The following is a 26,995-nucleotide window of genomic DNA, read 5'->3' on the forward strand; positions in this document are numbered from 1 at the left end:
GCGCGCGAATCACCCAGGGTGTGTCAGCCCCGCGTGGGCAGCGCCACGGCGACGACGACCCCGGGCGGTCCGGTGACGTCCCACCCCGTCAGCGCGGGACCGTCGCCGATGCGGGCGCTCCAGTCCGCCCCGGCCGGGGCCGCTGCGAAACGGACGCGTGCGGGGTCGACGGTGAGCCCCCGCCCGTCGGCTTTGAGCACCGCCTCGACACGCGCCCACGACCGCGCGTCGGCGCCGGGGAGCACCCGTTCCAGACCCGTCACCGCGACCGGCACGGCATCCAGGCCCACGCACAACGTCCCGGAGGCCGCCACCGTGAACGCCCATCCTTCGGCGTAGGACACCGAGACCGCGGCATCCGCCCCCGACACCCGGAGTCGGCCGTGGTCGCCCCCGCAGCGGGCGCACCGCGCGGCGAACGACGCCCCCGGGAGCAGCTCGGCCAGCAGGGCGCGGGAAACGGCGCGCCGCGCGGTTCCCTCGGGCACGCGACGCCACCGGACCTCGACCTCCGCGGGGAGGGTCACACCTGCGGCTCGTGCGTCTCGATCGCGACGATCCCCGACCCGGGGTGGGCGACCGGAACGTGGGCCACCGAGAACGCCGCCGGCTCGAGAGCCGACGAACTGCCCAGGTACGAGCCCCGCATGGTCCCGGTGGCCAAGGCGAGCTCGTGCATGATGTCGGGCAGGACCGGACCGTGGCTGACCAGCACCACCGGCTTGCGGGCGCGGACGCGCTCGCCGACGATCGTCCGGGCGTCGCTGCGCCCGTCCTCCCACGCGTCCTGACTGATCGCCTCGGTCACCTGGATGCGTTGAGCGAGCGCCGCCGAGAGGGGAGTGACGGTGCGCACACAACGTTCGGCGGGACTGGACACGATCCGCCGCACTCCGAAGGCCAGCAGCGGCCCGACGATCGCATTCGACTGACGGCGGCCGCGCGGGCTGAGCGGGCGCGCGGCATCCTCGGCATCCCACTCCTCGCGCGGACGGGCCTTGGCGTGCCGCAGGGCGACGATCGGGAACGTCGGGAGCGCCTGCTCGTCGACGAGGCGGACGAATTCGTCGAGGATCTCGATGTCGACGGGGTAGCTGAGGTGCTTGCGGGCCTTCTTCAGGCCCACCCACTCGATCGCCGCGATCTCTTTGTTCGGCACGAACGTCGAGGTGCGCACCGCGGCATCGGTGGCCTCGGCCGCCCAGTAGTGCACGATCTTCGTCCGCGAACTCGGCATCCGGTAGCGCGAGACGCCGACGGGCACCCCGAGCGAGACGCGGATGCCGGTCTCTTCGCGGATCTCGCGCACGGCGGTCTCGGCGAGCGTCTCGCCGGGATCGACCTTGCCCTTGGGCAGCGTCACGTCGCGGTACTTGGTGCGATGGATGAGCAGCACACGGAACTTGCCCTCGACCAGGCGCCAGACCACTCCGCCTGCGGCGTAGACGGCGGTTTCGGTCACCGGACCGCCCGCGAGCGCCGCTTGCGCTGGACTCGCGCCATCGTGTGCTCCTGCAGGTCGATCAGCGGCGCGCTGTCGGCCCCCACGCTGTGCCGGATCCACTCTCCTTCGGGACGAAGATGCCACGAACTCGTACCGTCGTCCATCGCCAGATCGAACAGGTCGGAGAGCTCCTGGACCTGCTTCGGGTCCACCACGCGCACCAGTGCCTCGACGCGGCGGTCGAGGTTGCGGTGCATCATGTCGGCGCTCCCGATGAACAGCTGCGGGTCGCCGTCGTTCGCGAACGCGAAGATGCGGGAGTGCTCGAGGTAGCGGCCGAGGATCGAACGCACCCGGATGTTCTCGCTCATGCCCTCGACACCCGGCTTGATCGAGCAGATGCCGCGCACCCACACCTCGACCGGGACACCGGCCTGGCTCGCCCGGTACAGCGCGTCGATGATCTGCTCGTCGACCATGGAGTTGACCTTGATCCGCACGCCGGAGGGCTTGCCCGCGAGTGCGTTCTGGCGCTCCTTCTCGATGTGGCGGAGGAGGCCCTTGCGCAGGTGCAAGGGGGCGACGAGCAGACGCTTGAACTTCTTCTCGATCGCGTAGCCGCTCAGCTCGTTGAACAGACGCGTCAGATCGCGGCCGACCTGGTCGTCGACGGTGAACAGGCCGAAGTCTTCGTAGATGCGGCTCGTCTTCGGGTTGTAGTTGCCCGTGCCCACGTGGCTGTAGTGCCGCAGACGGCCCTCTTCTTCGCGGATGACGAGAGCGAGCTTGCAGTGGGTCTTCAACCCGACGAGACCGTAGACGACGTGGACGCCGGCCTTCTCGAGCTTGCGCGCCCAGACGATGTTGTTCGCCTCGTCGAAGCGTGCCTTCACCTCGACCAGCGCGAGCACCTGCTTGCCCGCTTCGGCGGCGTCGATGAGCGCCTGCACGATGGGGCTGTCGCCCGAGGTGCGGTACAGCGTCTGCTTGATGGCGAGGACGTTCGGGTCCTTCGCGGCCTGTTCGAGGAAGGCCTGGACACTCGTCGCGAACGACTCGTAGGGGTGGTGCACGAGAACGTCGCCCTTGCGGATCGCACCGAAGATGTCGGCGCGACCGTTCTGCTCGGGCGGCTGGAACGGCAGGGCCGTCTTGGGCACGTGCGGCGGGTAGTGCAGATCGGGGCGGTCGATGCGCGAGAGATCGAACAGGCCGCGCAGATCGAGCGCACCGGGGAGGCGATAGACCTCTTGATCGGTGATGTCGAGTTCGCTGAGCAGGAGATCGCGCGTGAGATCGTCCATGTCGTCGGTGATCTCGAGTCGGATCGGCGGACCGAATCGGCGCCGCAGCAACTCGGCCTCGAGCGCCTGGATGAGGTTCTCGGTCTCATCCTCTTCGATCGTCATGTCTTCGTTGCGGGTGAGGCGGAACGCGTGGTGGTCGAGCACCTCCATCCCGGGGAAGAGATCGCCGAGGTGATTGGAGATGAGCTCCTCGAGCGGCAGGTACCGCACGCCGCGGCCGTTGCTGGGCACCTCGACGAAGCGCGGCAGCATCGGCGGCACCTTGAGGCGGGCGAACTCCTGGCGACCGGTCCGGGCGTTGCGGATGCGGATCGCGAGGTTCAGCGAAAGGCCCGAGATGTACGGGAACGGGTGCGCCGGGTCGACCGCGAGCGGCATGAGCACCGGGAAGACGTTGCGCTGGAAGTACTCGGTGAGCCGCGACGCGGAGTCCTCGTCGAGCGAATCCCAGGACACGACCTCGATGCCCGCGTCCGCGAGAGCCGGGCGCACTTGGTCGGTCCAGGCCGCGGCGTGCCGCAGCTGCAGACGGTGGGCCTCGGCCGAGATGTCGGCGAGGACGTCCAGCGGAGCCCGGCCCACGTTCGTCGGCACGGCGAGGCCGGTGACGATGCGGCGCTTGAGGCCGGCGACGCGCACCATGAAGAACTCGTCGAGGTTGCTGGCGAAGATCGCGAGGAAGTTCGCGCGTTCGAGCACCGGAACCGTGGGGTCCTCGGCCAGTTCGAGCACGCGCTGGTTGAACGACAGCCAGCTGATCTCGCGATCGAGATAGCGATGGTCGGGAAGCTGCTCGTCCGCGGCCTCGACGGCCTCGTCGAAATCGTCGTCGTCCGCGTCGCCCAGGCCCGCGTCGAGCACGTCGTGTTCGATCATTCCCTCATCATTGCAGGGGTCGGTGACACGCGCGTGAACGGAACCGCGCGGCGGGGATCAGGCGGACGGTGCGGGGACGGGCGGCTGCTCGTCCTCGTAGACGTTGAACCGGTATCCGACGTTGCGCACGGTGCCGATCAGCTGCTCGAGGTCGCCGAGCTTGGCGCGCAGGCGACGGACGTGGACGTCGACGGTGCGGGTGCCGCCGAAGTAGTCGTAGCCCCACACTTCGCTCAGCAGCTGTTCGCGAGTGAACACCCGCGACGGGTGCGTCGCGAAGAAGTGCAGGAGCTGGAACTCCTTGTACGTCAGGTCGAGCGGCTTGCCGTGCACCTTCGCCGAGTACGAGGACTCGTCGATCGTGATGCCGGAGGTCGAGATGCGCGAGGACACCTGCTCTGCGCTGCGGCGCCCCATCGCCAAGCGGATGCGCGCGTCGATCTCGGCCGGCCCTGCTCCCACGAGCACGACGTCGTCGACGCCCCAGTCGGTGGAGACGGCGGTCAGCCCGCCCTCGGTCACCACCAGGACGAGCGGTGCTTCCATGCCCGTGGTCGTGAGGATCTTGCACAGGGACTTGGCGCCGACGAGGTCGACGCGCGCATCGATGAAGACGACATCGGCGCTCGGCGCGTTGACCAGCTGGGCCGGTTCGGCGGGGATCTGCCGCACGCGGTGGCTCAACAGCTCGAGCGCAGGCAGCACGGCGCTGCCGCCGGGGGCGGAGCTGAGTACCAGAAGCTGAGCCAAACGGACCTCCCAGTGCGGGCCTGCCGCACCCGCCCCATCTTAGGGTCAGCGGCGCGTTCGCACCGTCACGGCCTCGCGTGCGACGCGCCCCGGACATGCCCGGGCGCACGAATGGCCCGGGGTGCGCCATGATGGAGGGCATGTCGACCCCCGACCTCGCGCCGCGCCGCACGTTCGGCGGGATCGTCGCGGTCTGGGGGCTGGCCCTCGTGGCCGGCGTCGCGATCGGACTGTTCGTCCCGACGGAGTGGCGCGCGCAGTGGATCACCGTCGCGCTCGGCGGGTGCGTCATCGCCGCGTTCGCGGTGCAGCTCTGGGGCGGGCGGTCGCAGGCGTTCATCCAGCGGGTCGCGGCCAGTGTCCTGGGCGCCCTGATCGTGTTGGGTCTGATCACGGCCGGGTTCGGTCTGGCATCCATCGTTCCCCGGTAGAGTTGGGCCATGGACCTCCTCGCGCTCGAACTCTTCTTCGTGGGACTTCTCGGCCTCGCTTCGCTGGCGATCGCCTTCGTCTCCGGAACGGTCATCTGGAACCTCTACCGCGGCCAGCGCTGACGAGCGCCGTCGTGATCGAGATCCCGACCGACCTCCCCGCCGACCTCGTCCCGCTCTCGTGGCTGATCGGCGTGTGGGAGGGCACCGGCGTCATCGACTACGAGGCCGATGGCCGCACGTTCTCCGGCGAGTTCGCGCACCGCGTGAGCTTCAGCCATGACGGCGGCGACTTCCTGAACTACACCGGTCACGCGTGGCTTCTCGACGGCGAGAGCCGTCGGCCCCTCGTGTCCGAGACCGGATACTGGCGCGTTGCGCGCCCGGCCACCGACGCCGACGCCGGTCCGGCGCTCCTGCCGCCCACCGCGTCCGCCGCGGCCCGCACCGCCGACGACGTCGAGACGCTCCGCACTGCCGAGGGAGGCTTCCCCCTCGAGGTGAGCCTGGCCCACTCCGACGGCATCCTCGAGCTCTACCTCGGTCAGGTCCGCGGACCCCGCATCGACCTCGCGACCGACGCGGTCGTCCGCACCGCGGGGGCGAAGCCGTACACGTCCGCGACACGGCTGTACGGACTGGTCGACGACCACTTGCTGTGGGCGTGGGACATCGCGGCGTTCGGACGCGAACGCGCGTCGCACGCCTCGGCACGCTTGGCTCGGGCCGAGTGATGGCGCCCCTTTCCGAGGTTCCCGGGGCCGTCGTCGACGATGCTGGACTGCGTCACGTCGGCGCCCCTCTCGCGGAGCAGCGACGCCTGGCATCCGGCTCCGCCCTCGCACCCCTGGGCGATCGCCGCGTGCTGTCGGTCTCCGGTCCCGACCGGTTGAGCTGGCTCGACTCGCTGTCGTCGCAGGCGCTCACGCACTTGCCCCCGGGCGTCTCGACCGAGACGCTCATCCTCGACCCGCAGGGCCGCGTCGAGCACGCCGCCGCGGTCGTCGACGACGGTGAGACCGCGTGGCTCCTCGTGGATGCCGCTGACGCCGAGCCACTGGCGGCATGGTTGGGTCGGATGCGCTTCCGCCTGCGGGTGGAGGTGCGCGACCGCTCCGACGAACTTTCGGTGATCGGGGGGACGCGCGCGGCCGTGGGCGCGCTCGCCGCCTTCGCCCCGACCGGTTCCCCCGTCGTGTGGGTCGATCCCTGGCCGGACGTGTCGCCGGGCGGCTGGGCGTACGCCCGCGTCGAGGATCACCCCGGTGCGGAGCGCGATTGGGCCGAAGCGGTGGTGGATGCTGCGGAGTTCGATCGCATCGTCGCCGCCGCGGTGGCGGGCGAGGTCGCTCTCGCCGGTCGGGACGCCGTCGAGGCGCTGCGTGTCGCCGCGTGGCGTCCGCGCGTGTCGGTCGACGCCGACGAGCGGTTGCTCCCGCACGAGATGGACTGGCTGCGCACCGCCGTGCACTTGTCGAAGGGCTGCTACCGCGGTCAGGAGACCGTGGCGAAGGTGCACAACCTCGGGCACCCGCCGCGCCGCGTCGTCGCCCTGCAGCTCGACGGCAGCGACAGCGTGCTCCCGGCGCGCGGCGACGTCGTGCGCATCGGCGACGACGCCGTCGGCGCCGTGACCTCGGTCGCCCTGCACTACGAGGACGGGCCCATCGCCCTCGCGCTGGTCAAGCGCACCGCCGCGGCCGACGTGCCCTACGTCGTCGACACCGCCGACGGCCCGATCGCCGCCTCTGCCGAGACGGTCGTGCCCGCCGACGCGGGCGCCACGGCCGGCGTCCCGCGCCTGCCGCGCCTGGGCCGTCGCCGCCCCGCGGAATGACCGACGAGGATTCCTCGACGACCATCGGGGTCGTCGTGCCACGGTCGCGCCTGCGCACGACCCTGCGGCGTCGGCTGGGCCGCGTCCGCGAGTCCCTTCCCGCGATCGTGCAGATCGTGGTGGCCGCCACCGCGGCGTACGCGTTCGCGCACGCGGTCCTCGGACACCCCGTTCCGTTGCTGGCGGCGACCGTCACGGTGTCCAGCCTCGGCCTGGTGCGCGACGCGCGTCCGTGGCGGGTCGCCGAGACCGTCGCGGGCATGCTCGTCGGCATCCTGCTCGCCGAGCTGGTGCTGATGATCGTCGGTGCCGGCTGGTGGCAGATCGGACTGGCGATGCTGGTCACGTTGCTGGTGGCGCGATTCCTGTCACCGCAGCCCGGTTTCGCCCTCGCCGCGGTCGTCCAGTCGCTCATCGCCCTCGTGCTCGTCACGGGCGTCCCTTTCGTGCGGCTCATCGACGGGGCGGTCGGGGGAGCGGCGGCGTTGCTGGTCACGGCGCTCATCCCGCGCACGCTCCGCCGCACCGAGCTGCGCGACGCCGACGAGCTGTTCGACGCGTTCGACGTGGCGACCGCCACGATCGTGCGCGCCCTCCGTCGCGGTGACCGCGCCCGCGCCGACCGAGGTCTCGAGCGCGCCCGCGCCCTCCAGACCTACGTGGACGCCTGGAGCGGCTCGCTCGAGTCGGGGCAGGAGGTGGCGCGCATCTCGCCGTTCCTGCGGCGCCAGCGCACCGAGCTCGACCGGCACGCCCGCGTCCGTGCCGCGATGGATCTCGCCACCCGCAACCTACGCGTCGTCGCCCGCCGCGCGGCGTATCTGTGTGCCGACGGGCAGCCCCGCGCGGTGTCGGCCGACCTCCTCGGCGAGATCGAACGCGGCGCGGGGTTCGTTCGTGACGCCCTCGACGACGTGGCGATGGAACCGGCCGCCCGTGCCGCGCTCGCCGCGCTGGCCGCGCGTCTGGATCCGGCCGTGATCCTGCCCGACGGCAACATCGGCGAACTCAACCTCATCTCGGCGATGCGGCCACTCACCGTCGATCTGCTCGTCGCGACGGGGATGCCGTCCGCCGAGGCCCAGGCGCTGCTGCCGCGGGTCTGAGAGGCTCAGCGCGGCGCGACGGCGCTCCACTCGACTCCGACCTCGCCGAGTCGCCAACGCGAGCGTCCCCGCACCGGCCATCCCGCGGCCGCCAGCGCCTCGACGGAGGTGCGCCACCGGTGGACGGCGCCGAACGGCGCGACCGCCGCCGCCCGAACCCACTCCCGCTGCAGCGCGGCGACGAACTCGTGCACGCCTTCGCCGGGAACGTTGCGGTGGATGAGCGCCTTCGGGAGGCGCTCGGCCAGGATCGCGGGATCCTCCAGACCCGCGAGCCGGAGCGACACGGTCAGCGTTCGGGGTGCGGCATCCGGGCCGACCTCCACCCAGGTCACGACGCGGCCGATCTCGTCGCACGTGCCTTCGACGAGGATGCCGCCGGGAGCCAGCCGCCCGCACATCCGCTCCCAGGCTGCGGCGACGTCGGCCTCGTCGTACTGCCGCAGCACGTTCATGGCCCGGATGATGGCCGGACGCCGACCGTGCGGCATCGGCACCTCGAATCCGCCGACCGCGAAGTCGACGCCCGTGACCCCCGCAGCCTGGGCGCGCGCCCGCGCGACACGCTCGGGATCGATCTCGAGGCCCCGCACCGTGGCATCCGGGCGCACCCGCGTGAGTCGCGCGTGCAGCTCGAGCGGGGTGACCGCGCTGGCGCCGAACCCGAGGTCGACGACGAGGGGGTCGTCGGCGCGGCGAAGCGCGGGATGCCGCGCGATCCAGCGGTCGACCCGCCGCAGCCGATTGACCCCGGTCGTGCCGCGTGTCGGGCGGCCGACGGGGGAGGGACTCACTCCGACATGATGCCAGGCGCGCGCTCGGAGACGACCGCACGGCGTCGCTAGCATGGAGTCATGCCTCACACGCTGATCCTCCTCCGCCACGGGCAGAGCGAGTGGAACAAGACCAATCAGTTCACCGGCTGGGTCGACGTCCGGCTCACCGACCAGGGGAAGGCCGAGGCCCAGCGCGGCGGCGAACTCCTGAAGGAGTCCGGCGTCCTGCCCGACGTGCTGCACACCTCGGTGCTCAGCCGTGCGATCCAGACCGCCAACATCGCCCTCGACGCGGCTGACCGCCTGTGGATCCCGGTCAAGCGCACGTGGCGCCTCAACGAGCGCCATTACGGTGCCCTCCAGGGCAAGGACAAGGCGCAGACGCTCGAAGAGTTCGGCAACGAGCAGTTCATGCTCTGGCGCCGTTCGTTCGACGTGCCGCCGCCGCCGCTGCCCGCCGATGACGAGTACAGCCAGGTCGGCGACCCGCGCTACGTCGGGATCGACGGCGAGGTGCCCGACACCGAGTCGCTGAAGATCGTCATCGACCGCATGCTCCCGTACTGGCACAGTGACATCGTCCCCGACCTGCAGGCCGGGAAGACCGTCCTGGTCACCGCGCACGGCAACTCGCTGCGCGGCCTCGTCAAGCACCTCGAGGGCATCAGCGACGCCGACATCGCCGAGCTGAACATCCCCACCGGCATCCCGCTGGTCTACCGTCTCGACGACGACCTCGCGCCGCTCGGCCCCGGTGAGTACCTCGACCCCGAGGCCGCCGCCGCCGGTGCCGCCGCCGTCGCTGCGCAGGGCTCGAAGGGCTGACGAGCCGCAACGCGAGAGGGGGTGGATGCCGTGGCATCCACCCCCTCTTCGTCGTTCTGCGTCAGGCGGCCGGGACCGGAGTCTCGTCGTCGGCGCCCGCCCAGTCGCCCGTGGCGAGGTAGACGACCTTCTTGGCGACCGAGACCGCGTGGTCGGCGAAGCGCTCGTGGTAGCGGCTGGCGAGCGTGGCGTCGACCGTGGCCGTGGCCTCGCCCTTCCACGAATCGCCGAGGACCTTCTCGAACACGCTGACGTGCAGCTCGTCGATGTCGTCGTCGTTGTCGCGGATCTCTTCGGCGATGCGCAGGTCTTGCGTGCGCAGGAGCTCGGCGAGCTTGCGCGCGACCTCCACGTCGAGCTCGCCCATGCGCGTGAAGGTGCTCTTCAGGCCCTTCGGGATCGCCCGCTCCGGGAACCGCGAGCGTGCGAGCTGCGCGATGTGCTCGGCCATGTCGCCCATGCGCTCGAGCGAGGCGCTCACGCGCAGAGCGGTGACGACGATCCGCAGGTCGCGGGCGACCGGCTGCTGGCGGGCGAGGATCTCGATGGCGAGCTCGTCGAGCGCCAGTGCCTTCTCGTCGATGATCGCGTCGGCCTCGATGACCTCCTCGGCGAGGGCGACGTCGCTCGTGCCGAACGCGCGCGTGGCACGGTCGATGGCGACCGCCACCAGGTCGGCGATCTCGACCAGTCGGCCCTGGACGTCCTCGAGGGACTGATGGAATACTTCGCGCATCGCGGTACCTTCCTCGTCGGCGGCACGGCACACAAACGTTCCGCGACCCTCGGGGGATTCTTCCGAGCGAAGGTTAACGAGTGGTGCTGTGACAGTGAATAGTAGCCTCTCGCCACCGCCCTCCCCGTCTGAACGGACGGTGACGCCCGATGGGCGGCTCTACGCTGGTGCCATGGATCAGACGCAGCTCTCGCTGCTCGCGCTCCTCGTGGGAATCATTGTCGGGAGCTCCGTCGTGGGTCTCGTCGTGGCCGCGCAGCGCGTTCGCGACCGGGCGGCCGCCCAGGGCTCGTCGGTTCTCCCCGAGGGGGTGGAGTCGGTGCTCGGTGCCCTCGACGACCCCGCCGTCGTGTGCGACACGTCGGGCACGGTACTGGCGCTCTCGCCCGCCGCCGAGGTCTTCGGGCTGGATGCCGGCAGCGCGATCGCCGACGAGGATCTGCGCCGCGTCGCGCGCGAGGCCCGCGACAACGGCGCCGCCGTGAGCGAGAACCTGCGCCTCCGGCGGGGAGCGGCCCCCGCCGAGCCGCGCCTGGTCGCCGTTCGTGCCGCACCCGTCTCGGCCCGCCTCGTGCTGTTGGTGCTGCGCGACATCACCGAACGCGAGCGCGTCGAGGAGATGCGCCGCGACTTCGTCGCCAACACCAGCCACGAGCTCAAGACACCCGTCGGTGCCGTGAGCCTGCTGGCCGAGGCGATCGAGTCCGCCGCCGATGACCCTCCGCAGGTGCGGTACTTCTCCGGGCGCCTCCAGGCCGAGATCTCGCGGTTGTCCGCGCTCACCAATCGCATCCTGAGCCTGTCGCGGCTGCAGGCCTCGGACGAGCTCAGCGAGGTCCGCGACGTCTCGATCGACGAGGTCGTCACCGCGGCGATCGAGTCGCACACGATCCAGGCCGACTCGGCGCAGGTTACCGTCGTGCGCGGTGGCACGAAGGGCCTGTGGGTGCGCGGGGAGCCGCAGATCCTCACCGAGGCGCTCGGCAACCTCATCGCCAACGCCATCGCGTATTCGCCGCACGGGTCCAAGGTGGGCGTCGGGGTCAAACTCGACGAGAACGTCGTGGAGATCGCGGTCACCGACCGCGGCATCGGCATCCCCGAGAGCGATCAGCACCGCGTCTTCGAGCGCTTCTACCGCGCGGATCAGGCGCGATCCCGTCGCACCGGTGGCACCGGCCTCGGACTGTCGATCGTCAAGCACGCCGTGCAGCGCCACGGCGGCGAGGTGCGGTTGTGGTCGCGCCCCGAACGCGGGTCCACGTTCACCATCCGACTGCCCCGGTCCGAGGCACCCGACCTCGACCTCGTTCGTCCCAAGGCGCGTCGCAAGAGCCGCAAGACCGGCTCCGCCGCCCGCCCCGCACCCGTGAAGGGAGACACCGCATGACCCGCGTTCTGATCGTCGAGGACGAGCCCGATCTCGCAGACCCGCTCGCCTACCTGCTGCGACGGGAGGGTTACGAGGTCGAGATCGCCGAGGACGGTGCGCTGGCCCTCACCGCGTTCCGTGAGCGCGGTGCCGACATCCTCCTGCTGGATCTGATGCTCCCCGGGATGCCGGGCACCGAGGTGTGCCGTCAGCTGCGGCTGACGTCGCAGGTGCCGATCATCATGCTCACCGCCAAGGACTCGGAGGTGGACATCGTCGTGGGGCTCGAGCTCGGCGCGGACGACTACGTCACCAAGCCCTACTCGACCCGGGAGCTGCTCGCGCGCATGCGCGCGGTGCTGCGCCGCCGGAGCCCGGAGGAGTCCGACCTCGACGAGCGCATCCTCACCGGCGGTCGCGTGACCCTCGACATCGACCGGCACACGGTCTCGGTCGACGGCGCCGAGATCAACATGCCGCTGAAGGAATTCGAGCTGCTCGAGGTCCTCATGCGCAACGCCGGTCGCGTGCTCACGCGCGGCCAGCTCATCGACCGCGTATGGGGGACCGACTACTTCGGCGACACCAAGACGCTGGACGTGCACATCAAGCGCATCCGGTCGCGCATCGAGCAGAGCCCGAGCGAGCCGTCGATGCTCGTGACCGTTCGCGGTCTCGGCTATCGCTTCGAGGCCTGACTCGCCGCAACGACGAAGGCGCCGACGGAATCCCGTCGGCGCCTTCGTCGTGTGAGGTCAGGAAGACGGCGTGGGCGTCGGCGTCGCCACCAGAAGACCCGTTGGCGTCGGGGTCGGCGCGAGCGGGCGCAAGTACTCGAGCGCGCCGTCGAGCACGGGCACCTGGATGAGGGCACCCTCGGCATCGCCGGACTGGAAGAAGATCGGGATCGTCGAGCCGGGGACGGCATCGATGCCGTCGAGCTGCAGGGGCGCGACGTCGTTCGCCAGGTCGCCGAGGCTGAGCGTGCGGCCGGCCGCGACGTTCACCGAGGCGCGGACGGCGCTGCTGCCCTCGCCGACCTCGAGCCGCAGCATCTGCGACTTCGTGGTGTCGTTGACGATGGCGGCGACGAAGTTGCCGACCGTGCCCTCTTCATCGGCCACGATCAGGGCGTTGCGCACCTGCAAGGGGCCCGACTCGGGCACGTTCACCCCGTCGGAGGCGGAGTAGTCGATGGTGGTCGCCTGGGGGGCAACGAGGTTGCATCCCGTCGTGCCCAGAACGACAGCGGCACCAACGGCCAGAGACGCGAACAGGCGCGATTTCACGGATCCTCCCGGAACGACAAACGGCATCCTGATTATCCTACGGGGTCCGGACGTGCCGCCCGCCCGCCGCGGTCCTCCTCGCGCGCGTGGAGGAGGGATCGTCCGGGGTGGGGCGGAACTTTAGCGCATCGGGCCCTGTGGTATCCTGGATGTTGCCGAAAGGACATAACTCCATGCTTTTTGAGGTTGGCGAGACCGTCGTTTACCCGCACCATGGCGCGGCCACGATCATCGAGGTCAAAGAACGCGTCATCAAGGGCGAGACGAAGAAGTACCTGAAGCTCAACGTCACGCAGGGCGACCTCGTCATCGAGGTCCCCGCCGACAACGTCGACCTGGTCGGCGTTCGTGACGTGATCGGCAAAGAGGGTCTCGACCGCGTGTTCGAAGTGCTGCGTGCCCCCTTCACCGAGGAGCCGACCAACTGGTCGCGCCGCTACAAGGCGAATCTCGAGAAGCTCGCTTCGGGCGACGTGATCAAGGTGAGCGAGGTCGTGCGCGACCTGTGGCGCCGGGATCAGGACCGTGGTCTCTCCGCGGGCGAGAAGCGCATGCTGGCCAAGGCCCGGCAGATCCTCGTCTCGGAGCTCGCCCTGGCCGAGAAGACCGACGAAGACCGCGCGAGCGTCGTGCTCGACGAGGTCCTGGCGTCCTGATCCCGCGCGCGGTTCGTCCGCGCGTCCGCGCTAGCGTGGTCGGGTGATTCCCTCACCCGTTCCGCGTCTGGCCGTCATCGTCGTCGCCGCCGGCTCCGGCACACGCCTGGCCGGCGGCGCTCCGAAGGCATTCGTCGGGCTCGACGAGCACACGATCCTGCGGCACGCGCTGCGGGGCGTCTTCGGCGCGCCGCGCGCACAGGTCGTCATCGTCGTGCCCGCCGGCTTCGAGGGTCCCGCCCTCACCGACGCCCGCGAGGTGGCCGGCGACCGGATCGATCTGGTGTCGGTGGTGTCGGGCGGAGCCACGCGCCAGTCCTCGGTCGCCGCGGGGCTCGCCGGGCTCTGGGCCGACGTCGACACGGTCCTGGTGCACGATGCGGCGCGCGCCCTCACGCCGCCCGCGGTGTTCGAGCGGGTGGTGGCGGCCCTGGAACGCGGAGCCGACGCGGTGATCCCGGCCGTCCCCGTCGTGGACACGATCAAGCGCGTGGATGCCACGGGCGCGATCGTCGCGGCGGTGGACAGGTCCGAGCTGGCTGCGGCGCAGACCCCGCAGGGGTTCCGGCGCGGTGTCCTGGAGGAGGCGCTCGCCTCCGCCGACGCCGACCACACCGACGACGCCGCTCTCGTGGCCGCCGCCGGCCACGACGTGATCACGGTGGACGGCGATGCGGCCTCGTTCAAGATCACCACGGGGCCCGATCTCGACCGCGCCCGAGCCCTGCTCTCGGCTCCGGTTCCGGCGGCCCACCCGTCCCCGCCGCAACGGACCCCGCGCGTGGGCATCGGCACGGACGTCCACGGCTTCGGCGGCGAGGGCACGCTGTGGCTCGCCGGTCTGGAATGGCCGGGGGAGCCGGCGCTGTCCGGCCACTCCGACGGCGATGCCGTCGCGCACGCGATCGTCGACGCGGTGCTCGCGGCGGCAGGACTCGGTGACATCGGGACTCACTTCGGCACCGATCGGCCCGAGTTCGCGGGCGCGCACGCCGAGGCCTTCCTCGCCCACACGCGCAACCTCGTGGCGGCGGCCGGCTGGCGGATCGGCAACGTCTCGGTGCAGGTGCAGGCGAACCGTCCGCGGTTCGCGTCGCGCCGTGACGAGGCGGAGCGCGTCCTGTCCGAGGCCCTCGGGGGAGCGCCGGTCTCGGTGAGCGCGACGACCACGGACGGGCTCGGCTTCACGGGCCGCACCGAGGGTGTCGCCGCCTTCGCGACCGCCTTGGTCGTCCCGGTCTAGATCTCTCGCGTCATGAACGTCGACAGCGGGTCGGCGCGGTATGACCCGAACGGCGGGCATTCGACGAACCCCTCGCTCGCGTAGAGGCCGCGCGCGGCGGCGAAATCGTCGCCGCTGCCGGTCTCGAGCCACAGGCTCCGGATGCCGCGTGCCCGTGCCTCGGCCATGATGTGCCGGAGGATCGCCCGGCCGATGCCCTTCCCGAGGAACGCCTCGGTGACGCGCATCGACTTCAGCTCCCCGGCATCCTCGCCCCAGGCCGCCAGCGCGCCGATGCCCACGAGCTCGCCATCCACTCGCGCCGCCCACAGCAGCGCGCCGTTGTCGACGAGCGCATCCGCGTCGAGCGCGTGGCAGCTCTCGGGCGGGGTGTCCTCGAGCATGCCCGAGACGTGGGCGGTCACGAGGGCACGGGTGTCGGCGGCGGACAGGTCGTCGGGGTGGATCTCGAGGGCCATGCCGAGACACTAACGGCGGCGTGTTTCGGGCACGGGTCGCCGTCAGGGGCGGCCGGTAGGCTTGTGCGGTGACCGTTCGGCTGTATGACACGAAAGCGCAGGCTCTGCGCGACTTCGTCCCCGTCGACCCCGCGAACGTCACGATGTACGTCTGCGGCCCCACCGTGCAGTCCGGTCCGCACATCGGCCATGTCCGCGCCGCCCTCGCGTTCGACCTGCTCCGCCGCTGGCTCGCGCACCGCTTCGGTCGGGTCACGTTCGTGCGCAACGTCACCGACATCGACGACAAGGTGCTCGCCAACGCCACCGACACCGAGCCGTGGTGGGCGCTCGCGTACCGCATGGAGCAGGAGTTCTCGCACGCGTACGCCGCCGTCGGCATCCTTCCCCCCACTTACGAGCCGCGCGCCACCGCCTCGGTGACGCAGATGCAGGAGCTCATCGCCGAGCTCATCGATCGCGGACACGCCTACGCCGCCGCCGGCGACGTCTACTTCGACGTGCGGTCCTGGCCCGCCTACGGCGAGCTCACGCGTCAGAGCGTGGATGCCATGGAGTCGGCGGCCGACGCCGACCCGCGCGGCAAGCGCGATCCCCGCGACTTCGCGCTGTGGAAGGGCGCGAAAGAGGGCGAGCCGACCTCCGCGATCTGGACGTCGCCGTGGGGCGAGGGCCGACCGGGGTGGCACATCGAATGCTCCGCGATGTCACGGCGCTACCTCGGGCCCGAGTTCGACATCCACGGCGGCGGCCTCGATTTGCGCTTCCCCCACCACGAGAACGAGATCGCCCAGTCGACCGCCGCGGGCGATCCGTTCGCGCGCTACTGGGTGCACAACGGTCTCGTGACCGTCGACGGGCAGAAGATGTCGAAGTCGCTCGGCAACTTCGTCCTCGCCGATGACGTGCTCGCCGAGCGCGACGCGCGGGTCGTGCGGTACGCCCTCGCCGGAGCCCACTACCGCTCGAGCCTGGACGTCTCGGACCGCGCCTTCGAGGAGGCGGCCGCGGCGCTCGGTCGTATCGACACGTTCACCCAGCGCGTCCAGCGGGCCGCGGCGGAGTCCGCGCTCGATGCCGCCGACTCGCTGCCCGAGCCATTCGCCGCGGCGATGGACGACGATCTCGGCGTTCCCCAGGCGCTCGCGGTGATCCACGAGACGGTGCGCGCCGGCAACGTCGCGATCGACGGCGGAGATCTCCGCGCCGCCGTGGCCGCCGCCCGGGCGGTCGTCGCAATGCTCGCCGTCCTCGGCCTCGAGCTCACCGAATCAACCGCCGGGGGTGGAGTCGACGTCGCCCTCGACGCCCTCGTGCAGGAGATGATCGCGCAGCGCGCCCGCGCTCGCGCCGACAAGGACTGGGCGGCCGCCGATCGCATCCGAGATGCCATCGCCGCCGCCGGAATCACGCTGGAGGACACTCCGGCCGGAACCAATTGGAGTATCGATGCCTAAGCCTGGACGCCCGGGAGCACGCAACCCCGGCAAGAAGAAGGGGCCCCTGAAGGGCACCGGCGGACACTCGCGCAAGGCGCTCGAGGGCAAGGGCCCCACGCCCAAGGCCGAGGACCGCGCCTGGCACGTCGCGGGCAAGCGCAAGGCCGCTCAGGAGCGCTACGCCGCCGCGGGCGGCAAGGGCAAGCCGGGCGTGCGCCCGGTCGGCTCCTCGCAGGGCCGCGGGCGTGCGAAGCAGGCCGATGACACCGAAACGGTCACCGGCCGCAACTCCGTCCTCGAGGCCCTGCGCGCCAAGATCCCGGCCACCGCGTTCTACATCGCGCAGCGCGTCGAGATGGACGACCGCGTCAAAGAGATGCTGTCGATCGTCACGAACCGCGGCATCCCCGTCCTCGAGGTCACGCGCCCCGAGCTCGACCGGATGGCCGGGTTCGACGGCGTGCACCAGGGTGTCGCGCTCAAGGTGCCGCCGTACGAGTACGCGCACCCGCAGGACATGCTCGAGAAGGTCGTCGACCGCGGTGAGCTGCCGCTGTTCGTCGCCCTCGACGGTGTGACCGACCCGCGCAACCTGGGCGCGATCATCCGCTCGACCGCCGCGTTCGGCGGCCAGGGGCTCATCCTTCCGCAGCGCCGGTCGGCGAGCGTGAACTCGGCGGCGTGGAAGACCAGCGCCGGCGCGGCCGCGCGCGTCCCCGTCGCTCTCGCGGCGAACCTCACCGCGACGCTGAAGGAGTTCAAGAAGCAGGGTGTCTTCATCCTCGGTCTGGCCGGAGACGGCGACGTGTCGCTGCCCTCGCTCGAGCTCGCGGACCGTCCCGTCGTGATCGTCGTCGGCTCCGAGGGCAAGGGTCTCTCGCGCCTGGTCACCGAGACGTGCGACCAGGTCGTGTCGATCCCGATCTCGACGGCGGCCGAGTCGCTGAACGCCGGGATCGCGGCATCCGTCGCGCTCTATCAGGTCTCGACGCTGCGCCACGCCGGCTAAGCGGCTCCGCCGCCCCGCATGAGGGCGAGCGCGTCGAGGGAGGGGTCGACCTCGCCGCGCTCGATGGCGTGGCCGACGGCGACGATCGCCTCGTTGACGGGAGTCGGGATGCCGAGTCGGCGACCGGCCGCCACCACGGTGCCGTTGATGTCATCGACCTCGCTGCGTCGGCCCTTGCGCCAGTCCTGGAGGACGGTCGTCGTCGCCCCGGGCACCGTGAACCGTTCGTAGAGCGCGTCGAGCATCGTCACGACGACGTCGGGTGACGCGGCGATCGAGGCGGGCGTGAGGCCGAAGATCGGCAGGACGCGGTGATCCCCGGCGGCCCGGAGGGCCTCGCGTCCGGCCTCGAGCATGAGGTCGCGCATACCGGGCACCGCGATCGCGTCGACCATGGGGAGGCCGAGCGCGGCCGTCGGAACCAGGACCGAGGCGTTGCTGACGAGCTTCATCCACTTCGCCGAGGCGATGTCGTCCACGCGGGCGACCTCTCCGGCGTGGGAGAGGACGTCGGCGACGTCGTGGCCGCGCCGGGCGGTGGCATCCACCGCGAACCACGAACGCTCGGGGTCGACGTGGCGGTGGACGACACCGGGGTCGGTCATGGTCGAGGAGATCTCGATCACCGTTCCGACGCAGCGGTCGGCGCCCACGACGTCGGCGACGGTCTGCGTCGTCATGCCGTTCTGGACCGCGGCGATCGCGCCGTCCTGGGCGAGGTACGGCTCGATGAGCGTCGCGGCCCAGCGGGCGTCGTAGGCCTTCGTCACGAGCAGCACCAGGTCGAAGGTCTCGCGGAGCGTGGCGACCTCGCAGAGGTGCAGCGTCCGCGGGTGGACGTGGCGCGTTCCCGACGGCATCTCGATGCGCAGGCCGTCGCGACGCATGGCGTCGACGTGCGCGGGCCACTGCTCGATGAGCACCGGATCGAGGCCCGCGTCGATGAGATCTGCGCCGATCGAGGCGCCGTTGGCACCGGCGCCCAGCACGGCGATGGACGGTGTGGACATCATGCTCCTTCGTTGGAGTGTGGGCGTACGTGGGCGGGGGATGTTGCGCCGATCATCCAATTGGACTGAACGGAAATCGCACTCTTGCCTCCGCCTTGCAGAGAGTGTAAACCAGGAACGAACATTCTCGATGGGGAGAAGGCCATGACCGACACCACACCCGCCGCCGAGCAGTTCTCGGCAGATCGCCCGTTCGTCTTCCGCAATGCGACGGTGATCACCATGGACGAACAGGGCGTCCTCGAGGACGCCGACGTCCTCGTGATCGGCCGCGACATCGCCGCGGTCGGGCACCGTCTCGACGTGCCCGAGGGCACCCTCGAGATCGACGCTTCCGGGGGCATCGTCACCCCCGGTTTCGTCGACACGCACCGCCACATGTGGCAGTCCGCTCTGCGCGGCTACGGCGGCGACTGGGCGCTGAGCCAGTACTTCGTCTTCTACTACCTGAACTGGGGCGAGGTCTTCCGCCCCGAGGACGTCTACGCCGGCAACCTCCTCAGCGCACTGGAATCCGTCGACACCGGTGTCACCACCACCCTGGACTGGTCGCACGGCTTGCGCACGCCCGAATACGGCGAGGCCGCGCTGCAGGCGCTGCGCGAGATTCCCGGCCGCTTCGTGCTCGGGTACGGCAACTACCTCGGGGCGCCGTGGGAGTGGGCCAACGCCCCCGAGTTCCGCGACTTCGTCTCGCGCAACTTCTCGGCGCAGAACGACATGATGGGCCTGCAGTTGGCCTTCGACGTGCCCGGGGCCTCCGACTTCCCCGAGCGCGGCGCGTTCGAAGCCGCGCGCGAGCTCGGTCTGCGCGTCACGACGCACGCGGGCGTGTGGGGCGCCACCACCGACACCGCCATCACGCAGATGTACGACGCCGGGTTCATGACTCCCGAGATCTGCTACGTCCACTCCGCCTCGCTGAACGAGCAGAGTTACCAGAAGATCGCCGCGACCGGCGGCACCGTCTCGGTCGCGACCGAGTCCGAGCAGAGCGCGGGGCAGGGGTATCCCTCCACGTGGGCCATCCGCAAGCACGGCATCTCGGCATCCCTCTCGATGGACACGAGCGTGTGGTGGAGCGCCGACTTCTTCTCGGCCATGCGGGCGACCCTCAGCGCCGACCGCTCGCGCGATCACCTCGAGGCGCACGCGCGCGGCGAGACGATCGTGGCCAACCGGCTGCGCGCCGAGGACGTGCTGCGCATGGCGACGATGGGCGGTGCCCTCTCGCTCGGAATGGAGGACCGCATCGGCTCGCTCACCCCGGGCAAACGCGCCGACATCGTGCTCATCAAGAACGACGAGTCGCCCGCGATGACCCCGATCCTGCACCCCTACGCCCACGTCGTGTACCAGGCCGGAACGGCCGACGTGCACACCGTCGTGGTGGACGGGAAGGTCGTGAAGTACCAGGGCGCGCGCATCGGTCTGCCGCTCGCTCCGGTGCGCGACAAGGTCGCGGCGTCGGTGGAGTACGTGCGCTCGAAGCTGGGGGAGCAGGCGTGGGCCGAGGGGATGCACCCCGAGATCCCCGTCGACGAGGAGATCGAGAACCCCTACCGCTACACCGACGGCGACGCTCATGTCGTCGCCCGCTCCCACGACTGAGAGGACCGCATGATCCTGCACGCCGCACTGTTCACCTGGAGACCCGAGGTCCGCCCGGAGGAGGTGGAGGCGCTGACGGGAGCGCTCGAGGAGATGGCGACGGCGTTGCCGATGCTGCGCGGCTACCGCTGCGGCACCAACCTCCGCCTGCGTCCGAGTCCCGCCGACTACGCCGTGATCGCTCTGGTCGCCGACGAAGAAGCACTCGGGGCGTACCTCGATTCCCCGGAGCACGCGGCGGTGTACGCCGCCCACCTGTCGCGGATGATCGAGTCGCGCCAGGCTGTGCAGCTCGACGTGCCGGACGGAACGACCCTGTGACCGACATGCGGGCCGCGGTGCTGTACGGATCGGGCGATCTGCGCGTCGAAAGCCGCGCCGTGCCCACGCCCGGTCCCGGAGAGGCCCTCGTCCGCGTGACCGGGTGCGGGGTGTGCGGATCGGATGCCACGGAGTACTCCCGGGGGCCTGTGCTCACACAGCTGCCCGTCGTCCTGGGGCACGAGTTCACCGGAATCGTCGAAGCGGTCGGCGAGGGAGTCGATCTTGCCGTCGGCGCGCAGGTCGTGTGCGGCGCCGGGATCTCGTGCGGCGAGTGCAAGCCCTGCCGGTCGGGTCGGACCAACCTGTGCCGTCACTACCGGACGGCCGGGCTCCAGGTAGACGGCGGGTTGGCCGAATTCGTCCGCGTCCCCGCCGCCACGCTGTTGGACGTCACGGCGTGGGGGCTGGCATCCGACACGCTCGCCCTCGCGCAGCCGATGGCCATCGCCGTCCACGCCGTCGCCCGCAGTGGACTGTCGGCGGGTCAGGATGCCGTGATCCTCGGCATCGGCGGCATCGGGGCCTTCTTGACCGTCGCGGCCGCGGCCGTCGGCGCACGCGTCATGGCGGTGGACCGTTCCGAGGCGCGGCTCGCCCTCGCGCGCGACCTCGGCGCCGAGCGGACGTTCGTGGCGGGGGAGAGCACCGTCGTCGCCGAGCTCGCCGCGGCGGGGTGGGAGGCCGACGTGCTGTTCGAGGTCAGCGGATCGCGCGCCGGCTGGGACGAGATCGTGGCGGCGGCCCTGCCCGGTGCGGTCCTGGTGCCGGTCGGCATCCAACGCGAAGACGTCCCCGTTCCGCTGGGATCGTGGACGCTGCGCGAGTACACGATCGTCGGAACCGTCGCCCACGCGATGGCCGCCGATCTTCCGCGGGCGGTCGAACTGCTCGCGGCTCGGGAAGACTGGACGGATGTCGCCGACGAAGTGCTCCCGCTCGACGACGTGGCCGAGGGTGCTCTCGGCCCGCTCACCCACGGCGGCGCACGGCAGATCAAGACGATCATCGACCCCACCGCGACGCGGCGTCGGTCCGCGCGTCACGGCGTCGGTCCGCGCGTCACGGCGTGACGCGCTGAGCGCGGTCAGCGGTCGAGGTCGTCCATCGCCCGGAGGACGTCGACCGCTGACTCGATCGTCTCGCGCGGGGCGCCCAGTTGCTGCCCCGCCGACGGCATGGCCTGATTCTGTTCGCGGCGACCGACGACGAACCAGATGCCGCGCGCGATCGCGTCGCTCTGGTTGACGTACAGGTGCGGCCGCACCGAGTCGAAGTGCAGGCTGTCGCCGGGCCTCAGAGTGAACGTGTCGAACTCCAAGCGCAGGGTCAGCTCGCCCTCGAGCAGATAGGCGTACTCCATTCCGGCGTGGCGCATCATCTTGCCCTCGACGGAGCTGGACGCCCCGGGCTGGTACGTCACCAGCAGCGCGTCGGCGGGGCCGGCGCCGGCGGCCAGGCGCTCCCACCGCACCCCGTTCTCCATGTCGAGCACGGCGTTGTCGGCGGCGTGCTGCACCGTCGGGTCGGCGAGCGCGGGTTCGGGCGCGGGGGCCGCGGCACCGACCACGGGGCTCGCGGAGACCCCGAGGAGCTCGTCGATCGAGATGCCGAGGTGGGTGACGATGGCGTACAGCGTCGACACCGACGGTTGGGTCTTGCCCGTCTCCACCTGGGAGATGAGGCTGGCCGAGACGCCGAGGGAACTCGCCACGCTCCGCAGGCTCAGCCCCCGCTGCAGCCGCGCGTCCCGCAGTCTGCCACCGATGTCGTCGGTCATGTCGGCGCCTCCTCTTCCGAAGGCGGTGACTCCGATCATCGGGGTCCCGCCTCTTGGAGCACCACGCTACCCGCCGCCCTGCACACAGCGTGTGCGCCGCGCCTGAACACGGCGGGGCCTCACCCGATCCCGGGGACGTCCAGCAGGACGTCGACGTTGGCGGCGGAGCGCGTCATCCGGCCCGCCTCGATCTCGCGGGCGAGTCGGACCGTGTGCGCGTTGTAGGGGGCTGCCTGCCCGGCGGCGGCGAGCACCGACACCACGAGGCCGTTCACTTCGTCGTACTCGGCGTGCCGGTCCTTCATCCAGTCCTGCAGCACCGTGGTCTTGGTGTCGGGAAGCGAGAAGCTGTCGAGCACCTCGCCCAACAGGTCGGAGGCGTAGCGGTCGGGGTCGGTCACGGCCTCGTCGGAGAGGCCGAAGATCGGCACCAGCCGGCTCCCGTCGGCGAGGGCCGCGCGCGCCGCTTCCTTTCCGCACTCGATCATGAAGTCGTGGACGCCGGGGAGGGCGACGGCGGACGCGAGCGGGAGGTCGAGGATCGCGGAGGGGACGAGCTCCCCGGCATTGGCGACGAGCTTCATCCATTTGGAGGAGCGGATGTCGGGGGACACGTCGACGCGACCCGTGTGCGAGAGGACCGCTTGCACCTCGTGCTCCCGGCCGCGGGCGGCATCGTCGTACGCGCCGACGGCGAACCACGAGCCCGAGACGGGGGTCTGCCGGTTCACGATGCCGGGCTCGAACATGTTCGAGGCCACCTCGATGACGGCGCCCATCGTCCGGTGCGCGCCGACGGCGGCGGCGATGGCATCCTGGGTCATCCCGTTCTGCAGCCCGACCACGAGTCCGTCATCGGCGACGTGGGGGGCGATGAGCTCGGCGACCCAGCGAGTGTCGTAGGCCTTCACGACGATGAAGACGATGTCGAACGGCTCTCGCAGCGTCGCGACCTCGCACAGGTGCAGGGGGTGGACGGGCGTCACGTGCGTCTCGTCGGGAAGACGCACCTCGATCCCGCGGGCACGCATCGCCTCGACGTGGGCGGGCCACTGCTCGATGTACGTCACGTCGAGCCCGGCGCGAAGGAGATCCGCGCCGATGCTCGCTCCCTGTGCGCCCGTGCCCAGCACGGCGATGCGGGGGGTCGTTGTGTTCATGGGTCCTCCTCGACGCCATCAAAACGTTCGCTGCTGCTTTACAAATCTGGGAGCGACTGTACATTCGTGTGTAGTTCAGCACAACGTCGGGTCGAGGAAGACCCGAACGGATCGCGAGGGAGCGAGCAAGAAATGCGCACACTCATCCGCAACGTGGCGGCGGCCACGGTCGATGACGACCTGGGGGACCTGACCCGCACCGACATCCTCATCGAGGACGGGGTCATCCGCGAGATCCGCCCCGACATCTCGGTCGCCGACGCCGAGATCGTGGACGGGCGCGACAAGATCGCCATCCCCGGCATGGTCGACACGCACCGCCACACGTGGCAGACCGCTCTGCGCGGCATCCTGGCCGACGGCAACATCCCCGATTACCTGCGCGGCATCCGGTTGCACATGGCTCCGCTCTACCGCGCCCAGGACATGTATGCGGGCAACTACGTGGGCGCCCTCGACGCGCTCAACTCCGGCATCACCACGATCGTCGACTACTGTCACAACATCCTCGACCCCGACGGCGCCCACGCCGCCGTGACGGGGCTCCGGGATGCCGGCATCCGGGCGCTCTACGGACACGGGCTCACCCCGATCACCACGAACACGTGGAGTCAGTCTCGGGGCGGGTCGGAGGCCGGATCCGATCCGGCCGCCCTGGCCACGCGGGCGCGGCTCGCGCGCGAGATCCGGGACCAGTACTTCGCGAGCGACGACCAGCTGCTGCGGTTCGGTATCGCGCCCCAGGAGCTGGCGATCGCCCCCGTGGCCGACGTGGCCGCCGAGTTCCGCCTCGCGCGCGAGCTGGGGGCCCGCGTGACGATGCACGCCAATCAGGTCATGGTGCGTCAGCTGTTCCAGGACGTCGAGATGCTGCACGCCCACGACCTGCTCGCCGACGACCTGCTCCTCGTGCACTGCACCTTCAACACCCCCCGCGAGTGGGAGCTGCTGAAGGACAGCGGCGTGACGGTGTCGGTGTGCGCCGAGACCGAGATGCAGATGGGCATGGGGTATCCGGCCATCAGCGAGGCCACCGCCTTCACTCCCGGGCCGACCCTCGGCATCGACTGCGTGTCGGGCAACGGCGGCGACATGGTCTCGCACAGCCGCCTCGTGCTGCAGGCGTCGCGCTATCGCGCCGACGAGCCGGGGTACGCGGCGATGCGGGCCCCGCAGGAGATGTCGTGGACGACGAAGGATGCGCTGCGGTGGGCGACGCTCAACGGTGCGCGGGCGGCGGGTGTGGACCATCTCGTCGGTTCGCTCACCCCGGGCAAACGCGCGGACATCGTTCTGGTGGACATGTCGGGCATCAGCCAGGTGGGGTGGAACAGGGCCGACCCGACCGGGGCGGTCATCTCGCAGGCGCACGCCGGCTGCATCGACACGGTGTTCGTGGACGGGCGCATCGTCAAGCGCGGCGGCACACTGTCTCACGTCGACCTGCCGGCCGCGACGGCGACCCTCGAGCGCTCCCACGAGTACCTGTATGAGCGGATGGGCGGTGCGGCGTCCTTCATTCCGCAGCCCCCGATCGACATTCCGCTGTACCGCGAGCGCGCGTGAAATTCAGTCCTGCTGGACGAACTGCACATAGTGATAACAAATACTTGACATGTTCAGTCTGGCTTTTTAGCATCCAATCAACGCACATCACCGGAGCGAGGACGCTCCGGTTCGACGAGGGAGTCACCACCACATGAGCGAGCGCACGCTGCTGCGGGGAGGGACCGTCATCACGGCCGTCCGCCCCGGCGAGGTCCTCACCGACACCGACATCCTGATCGGCGCCAACGGGACGATCGAGGCCATCGGACAGGGTCTGGATGCCGCGGGTGCCGAGGTCATCGACGTGCGCGGACGCATCGTGCACCCGGGCTTCGTCGACACCCACCGGCACACGTGGCAGTCGGTCGTCCGCAACCTCGCGTCGGACTGGTCGCTCACGGAGTACCTGGTGGGACTGCACTCCGGGCTCAGCAAGCACTTCCGCCCCGAGGACACCTACACCGGCAACTACCTGGGCGCCCTCGAGGCCCTCGACTCCGGCATCACGACCCTCGTGGACTGGTCGCACAACCTCGCGACCCCCGAGCACGCGGACGCCGCCGTCGCCGCCCTCAAGGACACCGGGATGCGCGCCGTCTTCGCGCACGGCGGCGGCGCCGACCAGTGGGGGAGCCTCCCGTCGGCCAATCCGCACCCGGAGGACGCCCGCCGCGTCCGCGACGAGCACTTCGCCTCGAGCGACGGTCTGGTCACGATGGCGCTCGCGCTGCGCGGTCCGCAGTTCGTCACTCCCGAGGTCAACGTCCTGGACTTCCGGCTCGCGGCCGACCTCGACCTCCGCGTCACGATGCACGCCGGCGACGGCTACTGGGGCAAGTCCGGCCCGATCCACAAGCTCCACGCCGACGGACTCCTCTCGGACCGCACCACGTACGTGCACTGCTGCACCCTCAGCGACGACGAGCTGCGCCTCATCGCCGACAGCGGCGGCACCGCCTCGGTCGCCCCCGACGTCGAGATGCAGATGGGTCACGGCTTCCCGGCCACCGGCCGTCTGCTGCGCGCCGGCATCCGCCCGACGTTCTCGATCGACGTGTGCAGCTCGAACGGCGGCGACATGTTCGCCACGATGCGCACCGCCATCGGGATGCAGCGCGCCCTCGACAACGCCCCCTCGGTCGACACCGGCGAGGTCCTCGAACGCATCAGTCTCACGTGCGCCGACGTCGTGCAGTTCGCCACGATCGACGGCGCGCACGCCGCGGGCCTGGCCGAGACGACGGGTTCGATCGCCGTGGGCAAGGCCGCCGACATCGTGGTCCTCGACGACCGTTCGCTCGCGCTGACGCCGCTGAACAACCCGATCGGCAGCCTCGTGTACTCCGCCCACCCCGGTCTCGTGCGCGACGTGTTCGTGCAGGGGCGCCGGGTGAAGAAGGACGGCGAGCTCGTGGGGGTGGACCTCGGCCGGCTGAAGGCGGATGCCGAGGCCTCCCGCAGCTACCTGCTGGGCGAGATGCCCGAGGCGCGTCTGGACGGCACCTGGCACCCCACGCTGGTGACGGCATGACCGACCTCGCCGCTCCCGCCCGCATCGCGCCGAAGGACCACGGTCCCACGGCGCGGATGGTCCTGGCCTGGCCGGGGACCCGCGCGCTCATCGCCGTGGCGGCGTTGTTCCTGATCAGCCCGGTGATCGCGCCGGGGAGCGTGGGGCCGACGGCGATCGTCTCGATGCTGCCGTTCGCGGCTCTCATCGCGATCGTGGCGGTCGGGCAGACGCTCGTGATCCAGCAGGGCGGACTCGACCTCTCCATCCCCGGCGCCGTCACGCTCGGAGCCCTCATCGTCGCCCGCTTCGGTGCGGACGACGCTCTGGGGCTGCCGGGGGCCATCGCCGCCGCGATCATCGCCACCGCCGCCTTCGGCCTGGCCAGCGGCGTCGTCATCACGCTGTTCGGTCTGCCGCCGCTCGTCGTCACGATCGCGGTGAACGCCCTGATGATCGGCACCGTGCAAGCGCTCTCGGGCGGCTTCGCCACCCAGAGCC

At 70.8% G+C, this 26,995-nt stretch carries 27 protein-coding genes and 1 pseudogene; 17 read left to right on the forward strand and 11 right to left on the reverse strand.

Annotated features, from left to right (window positions below; translation table 11 throughout):
* Nucleotides 1-23: 23 nt before the first annotated feature.
* The 4 genes from LQV45_RS00840 to LQV45_RS00855 are packed head-to-tail and all read right to left on the reverse strand — an operon-like array spanning nucleotide 24 to nucleotide 4,377.
* Nucleotides 24-527 carry a hypothetical protein gene (locus LQV45_RS00840; RefSeq protein ID WP_230005305.1) on the reverse strand — a complete coding sequence of 168 codons (504 nt, stop codon included), beginning with the start codon at nucleotides 525-527 and terminating at the stop codon, nucleotides 24-26.
* Entirely contained in the window at nucleotides 524-1,462 is a 939-nt protein-coding gene (locus LQV45_RS00845; protein WP_230005306.1) for an NUDIX hydrolase, read from the reverse strand. Before LQV45_RS00845 ends, LQV45_RS00840 begins: the two co-directional genes overlap by 4 nt.
* Nucleotides 1,459-3,627: an RNA degradosome polyphosphate kinase gene (locus LQV45_RS00850; protein ID WP_230005307.1), complete on the reverse strand. Its 2,169-nt coding sequence runs from the start codon at nucleotides 3,625-3,627 to the stop codon at nucleotides 1,459-1,461. The genes LQV45_RS00845 and LQV45_RS00850 overlap by 4 nt, the downstream gene beginning before the upstream one ends.
* 57 nt (nucleotides 3,628-3,684) lie before the next feature.
* Nucleotides 3,685-4,377: a response regulator transcription factor gene (locus tag LQV45_RS00855; protein ID WP_138172711.1), complete on the reverse strand. Its 693-nt coding sequence runs from the start codon at nucleotides 4,375-4,377 to the stop codon at nucleotides 3,685-3,687.
* 140 nt (nucleotides 4,378-4,517) lie between these two features.
* On the opposite strand from LQV45_RS00855, the gene LQV45_RS00860 reads away from it, so the two are divergent.
* From LQV45_RS00860 to LQV45_RS00875, 4 genes are all read left to right on the forward strand, one after another.
* Nucleotides 4,518-4,808: a hypothetical protein gene (locus LQV45_RS00860; protein ID WP_230005308.1), complete on the forward strand. Its 291-nt coding sequence runs from the start codon at nucleotides 4,518-4,520 to the stop codon at nucleotides 4,806-4,808.
* Between the two features lie 134 nt (nucleotides 4,809-4,942).
* Nucleotides 4,943-5,542, forward strand: a complete 600-nt coding sequence (locus LQV45_RS00865) for an FABP family protein (protein WP_230005309.1) — start codon at nucleotides 4,943-4,945, stop codon at nucleotides 5,540-5,542.
* Nucleotides 5,542-6,645, forward strand: a complete 1,104-nt coding sequence (locus tag LQV45_RS00870) for a folate-binding protein YgfZ (protein ID WP_230005310.1) — start codon at nucleotides 5,542-5,544, stop codon at nucleotides 6,643-6,645. Before LQV45_RS00865 ends, LQV45_RS00870 begins: the two co-directional genes overlap by 1 nt.
* Nucleotides 6,642-7,751, forward strand: a complete 1,110-nt coding sequence (locus LQV45_RS00875; protein ID WP_230005311.1) for an aromatic acid exporter family protein — start codon at nucleotides 6,642-6,644, stop codon at nucleotides 7,749-7,751. The genes LQV45_RS00870 and LQV45_RS00875 overlap by 4 nt, the downstream gene beginning before the upstream one ends.
* A gap of 5 nt (nucleotides 7,752-7,756) precedes the next feature.
* On the opposite strand, the gene LQV45_RS00880 is transcribed toward LQV45_RS00875, so the two are convergent.
* Nucleotides 7,757-8,545: a class I SAM-dependent methyltransferase gene (locus LQV45_RS00880; protein WP_230005312.1), complete on the reverse strand. Its 789-nt coding sequence runs from the start codon at nucleotides 8,543-8,545 to the stop codon at nucleotides 7,757-7,759.
* 60 nt (nucleotides 8,546-8,605) lie between these two features.
* Between LQV45_RS00880 and LQV45_RS00885 the strand changes: the two genes are divergently transcribed.
* The gene (locus LQV45_RS00885; RefSeq protein WP_138172706.1) at nucleotides 8,606-9,352 is read left to right on the forward strand and encodes a phosphoglyceromutase; all 747 of its coding nucleotides are present in this window, start codon (nucleotides 8,606-8,608) and stop codon (nucleotides 9,350-9,352) included.
* A 61-nt stretch (nucleotides 9,353-9,413) separates the two neighbouring features.
* On the opposite strand, the gene phoU is transcribed toward LQV45_RS00885, so the two are convergent.
* On the reverse strand, nucleotides 9,414-10,088 hold the full coding sequence (gene phoU / locus LQV45_RS00890) for a phosphate signaling complex protein PhoU (protein WP_230005313.1): 675 nt from the start codon (nucleotides 10,086-10,088) through the stop codon (nucleotides 9,414-9,416).
* A gap of 172 nt (nucleotides 10,089-10,260) precedes the next feature.
* Here phoU and LQV45_RS00895 point away from each other — a divergent pair, with 172 nt between their 5' ends.
* Both LQV45_RS00895 and LQV45_RS00900 read left to right on the forward strand, forming a co-directional pair.
* Complete coding sequence (locus tag LQV45_RS00895) at nucleotides 10,261-11,478, forward strand: cell wall metabolism sensor histidine kinase WalK (RefSeq protein ID WP_230005314.1); 1,218 nt, start codon at nucleotides 10,261-10,263, stop codon at nucleotides 11,476-11,478.
* Nucleotides 11,475-12,158: a response regulator transcription factor gene (locus tag LQV45_RS00900; protein ID WP_138172703.1), complete on the forward strand. Its 684-nt coding sequence runs from the start codon at nucleotides 11,475-11,477 to the stop codon at nucleotides 12,156-12,158. The genes LQV45_RS00895 and LQV45_RS00900 overlap by 4 nt, the downstream gene beginning before the upstream one ends.
* A 57-nt stretch (nucleotides 12,159-12,215) precedes the next feature.
* On the opposite strand, the gene LQV45_RS00905 is transcribed toward LQV45_RS00900, so the two are convergent.
* The gene (locus LQV45_RS00905; RefSeq protein WP_230005315.1) at nucleotides 12,216-12,749 is read right to left on the reverse strand and encodes a DNA modification methylase; all 534 of its coding nucleotides are present in this window, start codon (nucleotides 12,747-12,749) and stop codon (nucleotides 12,216-12,218) included.
* Between the two features lie 173 nt (nucleotides 12,750-12,922).
* Between LQV45_RS00905 and LQV45_RS00910 the strand changes: the two genes are divergently transcribed.
* Nucleotides 12,923-13,405: a CarD family transcriptional regulator gene (locus LQV45_RS00910; protein WP_056229249.1), complete on the forward strand. Its 483-nt coding sequence runs from the start codon at nucleotides 12,923-12,925 to the stop codon at nucleotides 13,403-13,405.
* Between the two features lie 43 nt (nucleotides 13,406-13,448).
* Nucleotides 13,449-14,648: a 2-C-methyl-D-erythritol 4-phosphate cytidylyltransferase gene (ispD, locus tag LQV45_RS00915; protein ID WP_230005316.1), complete on the forward strand. Its 1,200-nt coding sequence runs from the start codon at nucleotides 13,449-13,451 to the stop codon at nucleotides 14,646-14,648.
* On the opposite strand, the gene LQV45_RS00920 is transcribed toward ispD, so the two are convergent.
* A complete protein-coding gene (locus LQV45_RS00920; protein ID WP_230005317.1) occupies nucleotides 14,645-15,106 on the reverse strand; it encodes a GNAT family N-acetyltransferase in 462 nt (153 codons plus the stop codon). The two genes, ispD and LQV45_RS00920, sit on opposite strands and share 4 nt — an antisense overlap.
* A gap of 68 nt (nucleotides 15,107-15,174) precedes the next feature.
* Between LQV45_RS00920 and cysS the strand changes: the two genes are divergently transcribed.
* Nucleotides 15,175-16,563 (forward strand): cysteine--tRNA ligase, encoded by a 1,389-nt coding sequence (gene cysS / locus LQV45_RS00925; protein ID WP_230005318.1) that lies wholly within the window; start codon nucleotides 15,175-15,177, stop codon nucleotides 16,561-16,563.
* The gene (gene rlmB, locus LQV45_RS00930) at nucleotides 16,556-17,554 is read left to right on the forward strand and encodes a 23S rRNA (guanosine(2251)-2'-O)-methyltransferase RlmB (RefSeq protein WP_230005319.1); all 999 of its coding nucleotides are present in this window, start codon (nucleotides 16,556-16,558) and stop codon (nucleotides 17,552-17,554) included. Before cysS ends, rlmB begins: the two co-directional genes overlap by 8 nt.
* Here rlmB and LQV45_RS00935 read toward each other — a convergent pair.
* Entirely contained in the window at nucleotides 17,551-18,567 is a 1,017-nt protein-coding gene (locus LQV45_RS00935) for a ketopantoate reductase family protein (protein WP_230005320.1), read from the reverse strand. The genes rlmB and LQV45_RS00935 overlap by 4 nt on opposite strands.
* 141 nt (nucleotides 18,568-18,708) lie before the next feature.
* On the opposite strand from LQV45_RS00935, the gene LQV45_RS00940 reads away from it, so the two are divergent.
* Genes LQV45_RS00940 through LQV45_RS00950 form a run of 3 tightly spaced genes read left to right on the forward strand, consistent with a single transcriptional unit; the run spans nucleotide 18,709 to nucleotide 21,569 of the window.
* Nucleotides 18,709-20,175 carry an amidohydrolase family protein gene (locus tag LQV45_RS00940; RefSeq protein WP_230005321.1) on the forward strand — a complete coding sequence of 489 codons (1,467 nt, stop codon included), beginning with the start codon at nucleotides 18,709-18,711 and terminating at the stop codon, nucleotides 20,173-20,175.
* 9 nt (nucleotides 20,176-20,184) lie between these two features.
* Complete coding sequence (locus LQV45_RS00945) at nucleotides 20,185-20,496, forward strand: Dabb family protein (protein WP_230005322.1); 312 nt, start codon at nucleotides 20,185-20,187, stop codon at nucleotides 20,494-20,496.
* Between the two features lie 5 nt (nucleotides 20,497-20,501).
* The gene (locus LQV45_RS00950; protein WP_230005327.1) at nucleotides 20,502-21,569 is read left to right on the forward strand and encodes a zinc-binding dehydrogenase; all 1,068 of its coding nucleotides are present in this window, start codon (nucleotides 20,502-20,504) and stop codon (nucleotides 21,567-21,569) included.
* A 14-nt stretch (nucleotides 21,570-21,583) separates the two neighbouring features.
* Here the strand turns inward: LQV45_RS00950 and LQV45_RS00955 are convergent, their stop codons facing one another.
* Both LQV45_RS00955 and LQV45_RS00960 read right to left on the reverse strand, forming a co-directional pair.
* Entirely contained in the window at nucleotides 21,584-22,276 is a 693-nt protein-coding gene (locus LQV45_RS00955) for a helix-turn-helix domain-containing protein (protein ID WP_230005323.1), read from the reverse strand.
* 119 nt (nucleotides 22,277-22,395) lie between these two features.
* Nucleotides 22,396-23,436, reverse strand: coding sequence for a ketopantoate reductase family protein (locus tag LQV45_RS00960; protein ID WP_138172692.1), 1,041 nt, complete (start codon nucleotides 23,434-23,436; stop codon nucleotides 22,396-22,398).
* Nucleotides 23,437-23,568: 132 nt separating this feature from the next.
* Here LQV45_RS00960 and LQV45_RS00965 point away from each other — a divergent pair, with 132 nt between their 5' ends.
* The 3 genes and pseudogenes from LQV45_RS00965 to LQV45_RS00975 form a co-directional block, all read left to right on the forward strand.
* Complete coding sequence (locus LQV45_RS00965) at nucleotides 23,569-25,002, forward strand: amidohydrolase family protein (protein WP_230005324.1); 1,434 nt, start codon at nucleotides 23,569-23,571, stop codon at nucleotides 25,000-25,002.
* A gap of 133 nt (nucleotides 25,003-25,135) precedes the next feature.
* Nucleotides 25,136-26,515, forward strand: a complete 1,380-nt coding sequence (locus tag LQV45_RS00970) for an amidohydrolase family protein (protein WP_230005325.1) — start codon at nucleotides 25,136-25,138, stop codon at nucleotides 26,513-26,515.
* A pseudogene (locus LQV45_RS00975) lies at nucleotides 26,512-26,995 on the forward strand (ABC transporter permease); the annotation flags it as partial. The gene LQV45_RS00970 and the pseudogene LQV45_RS00975, both read left to right, overlap by 4 nt.

This window comes from Microbacterium sp. Bi128 (genome assembly GCF_918698205.1).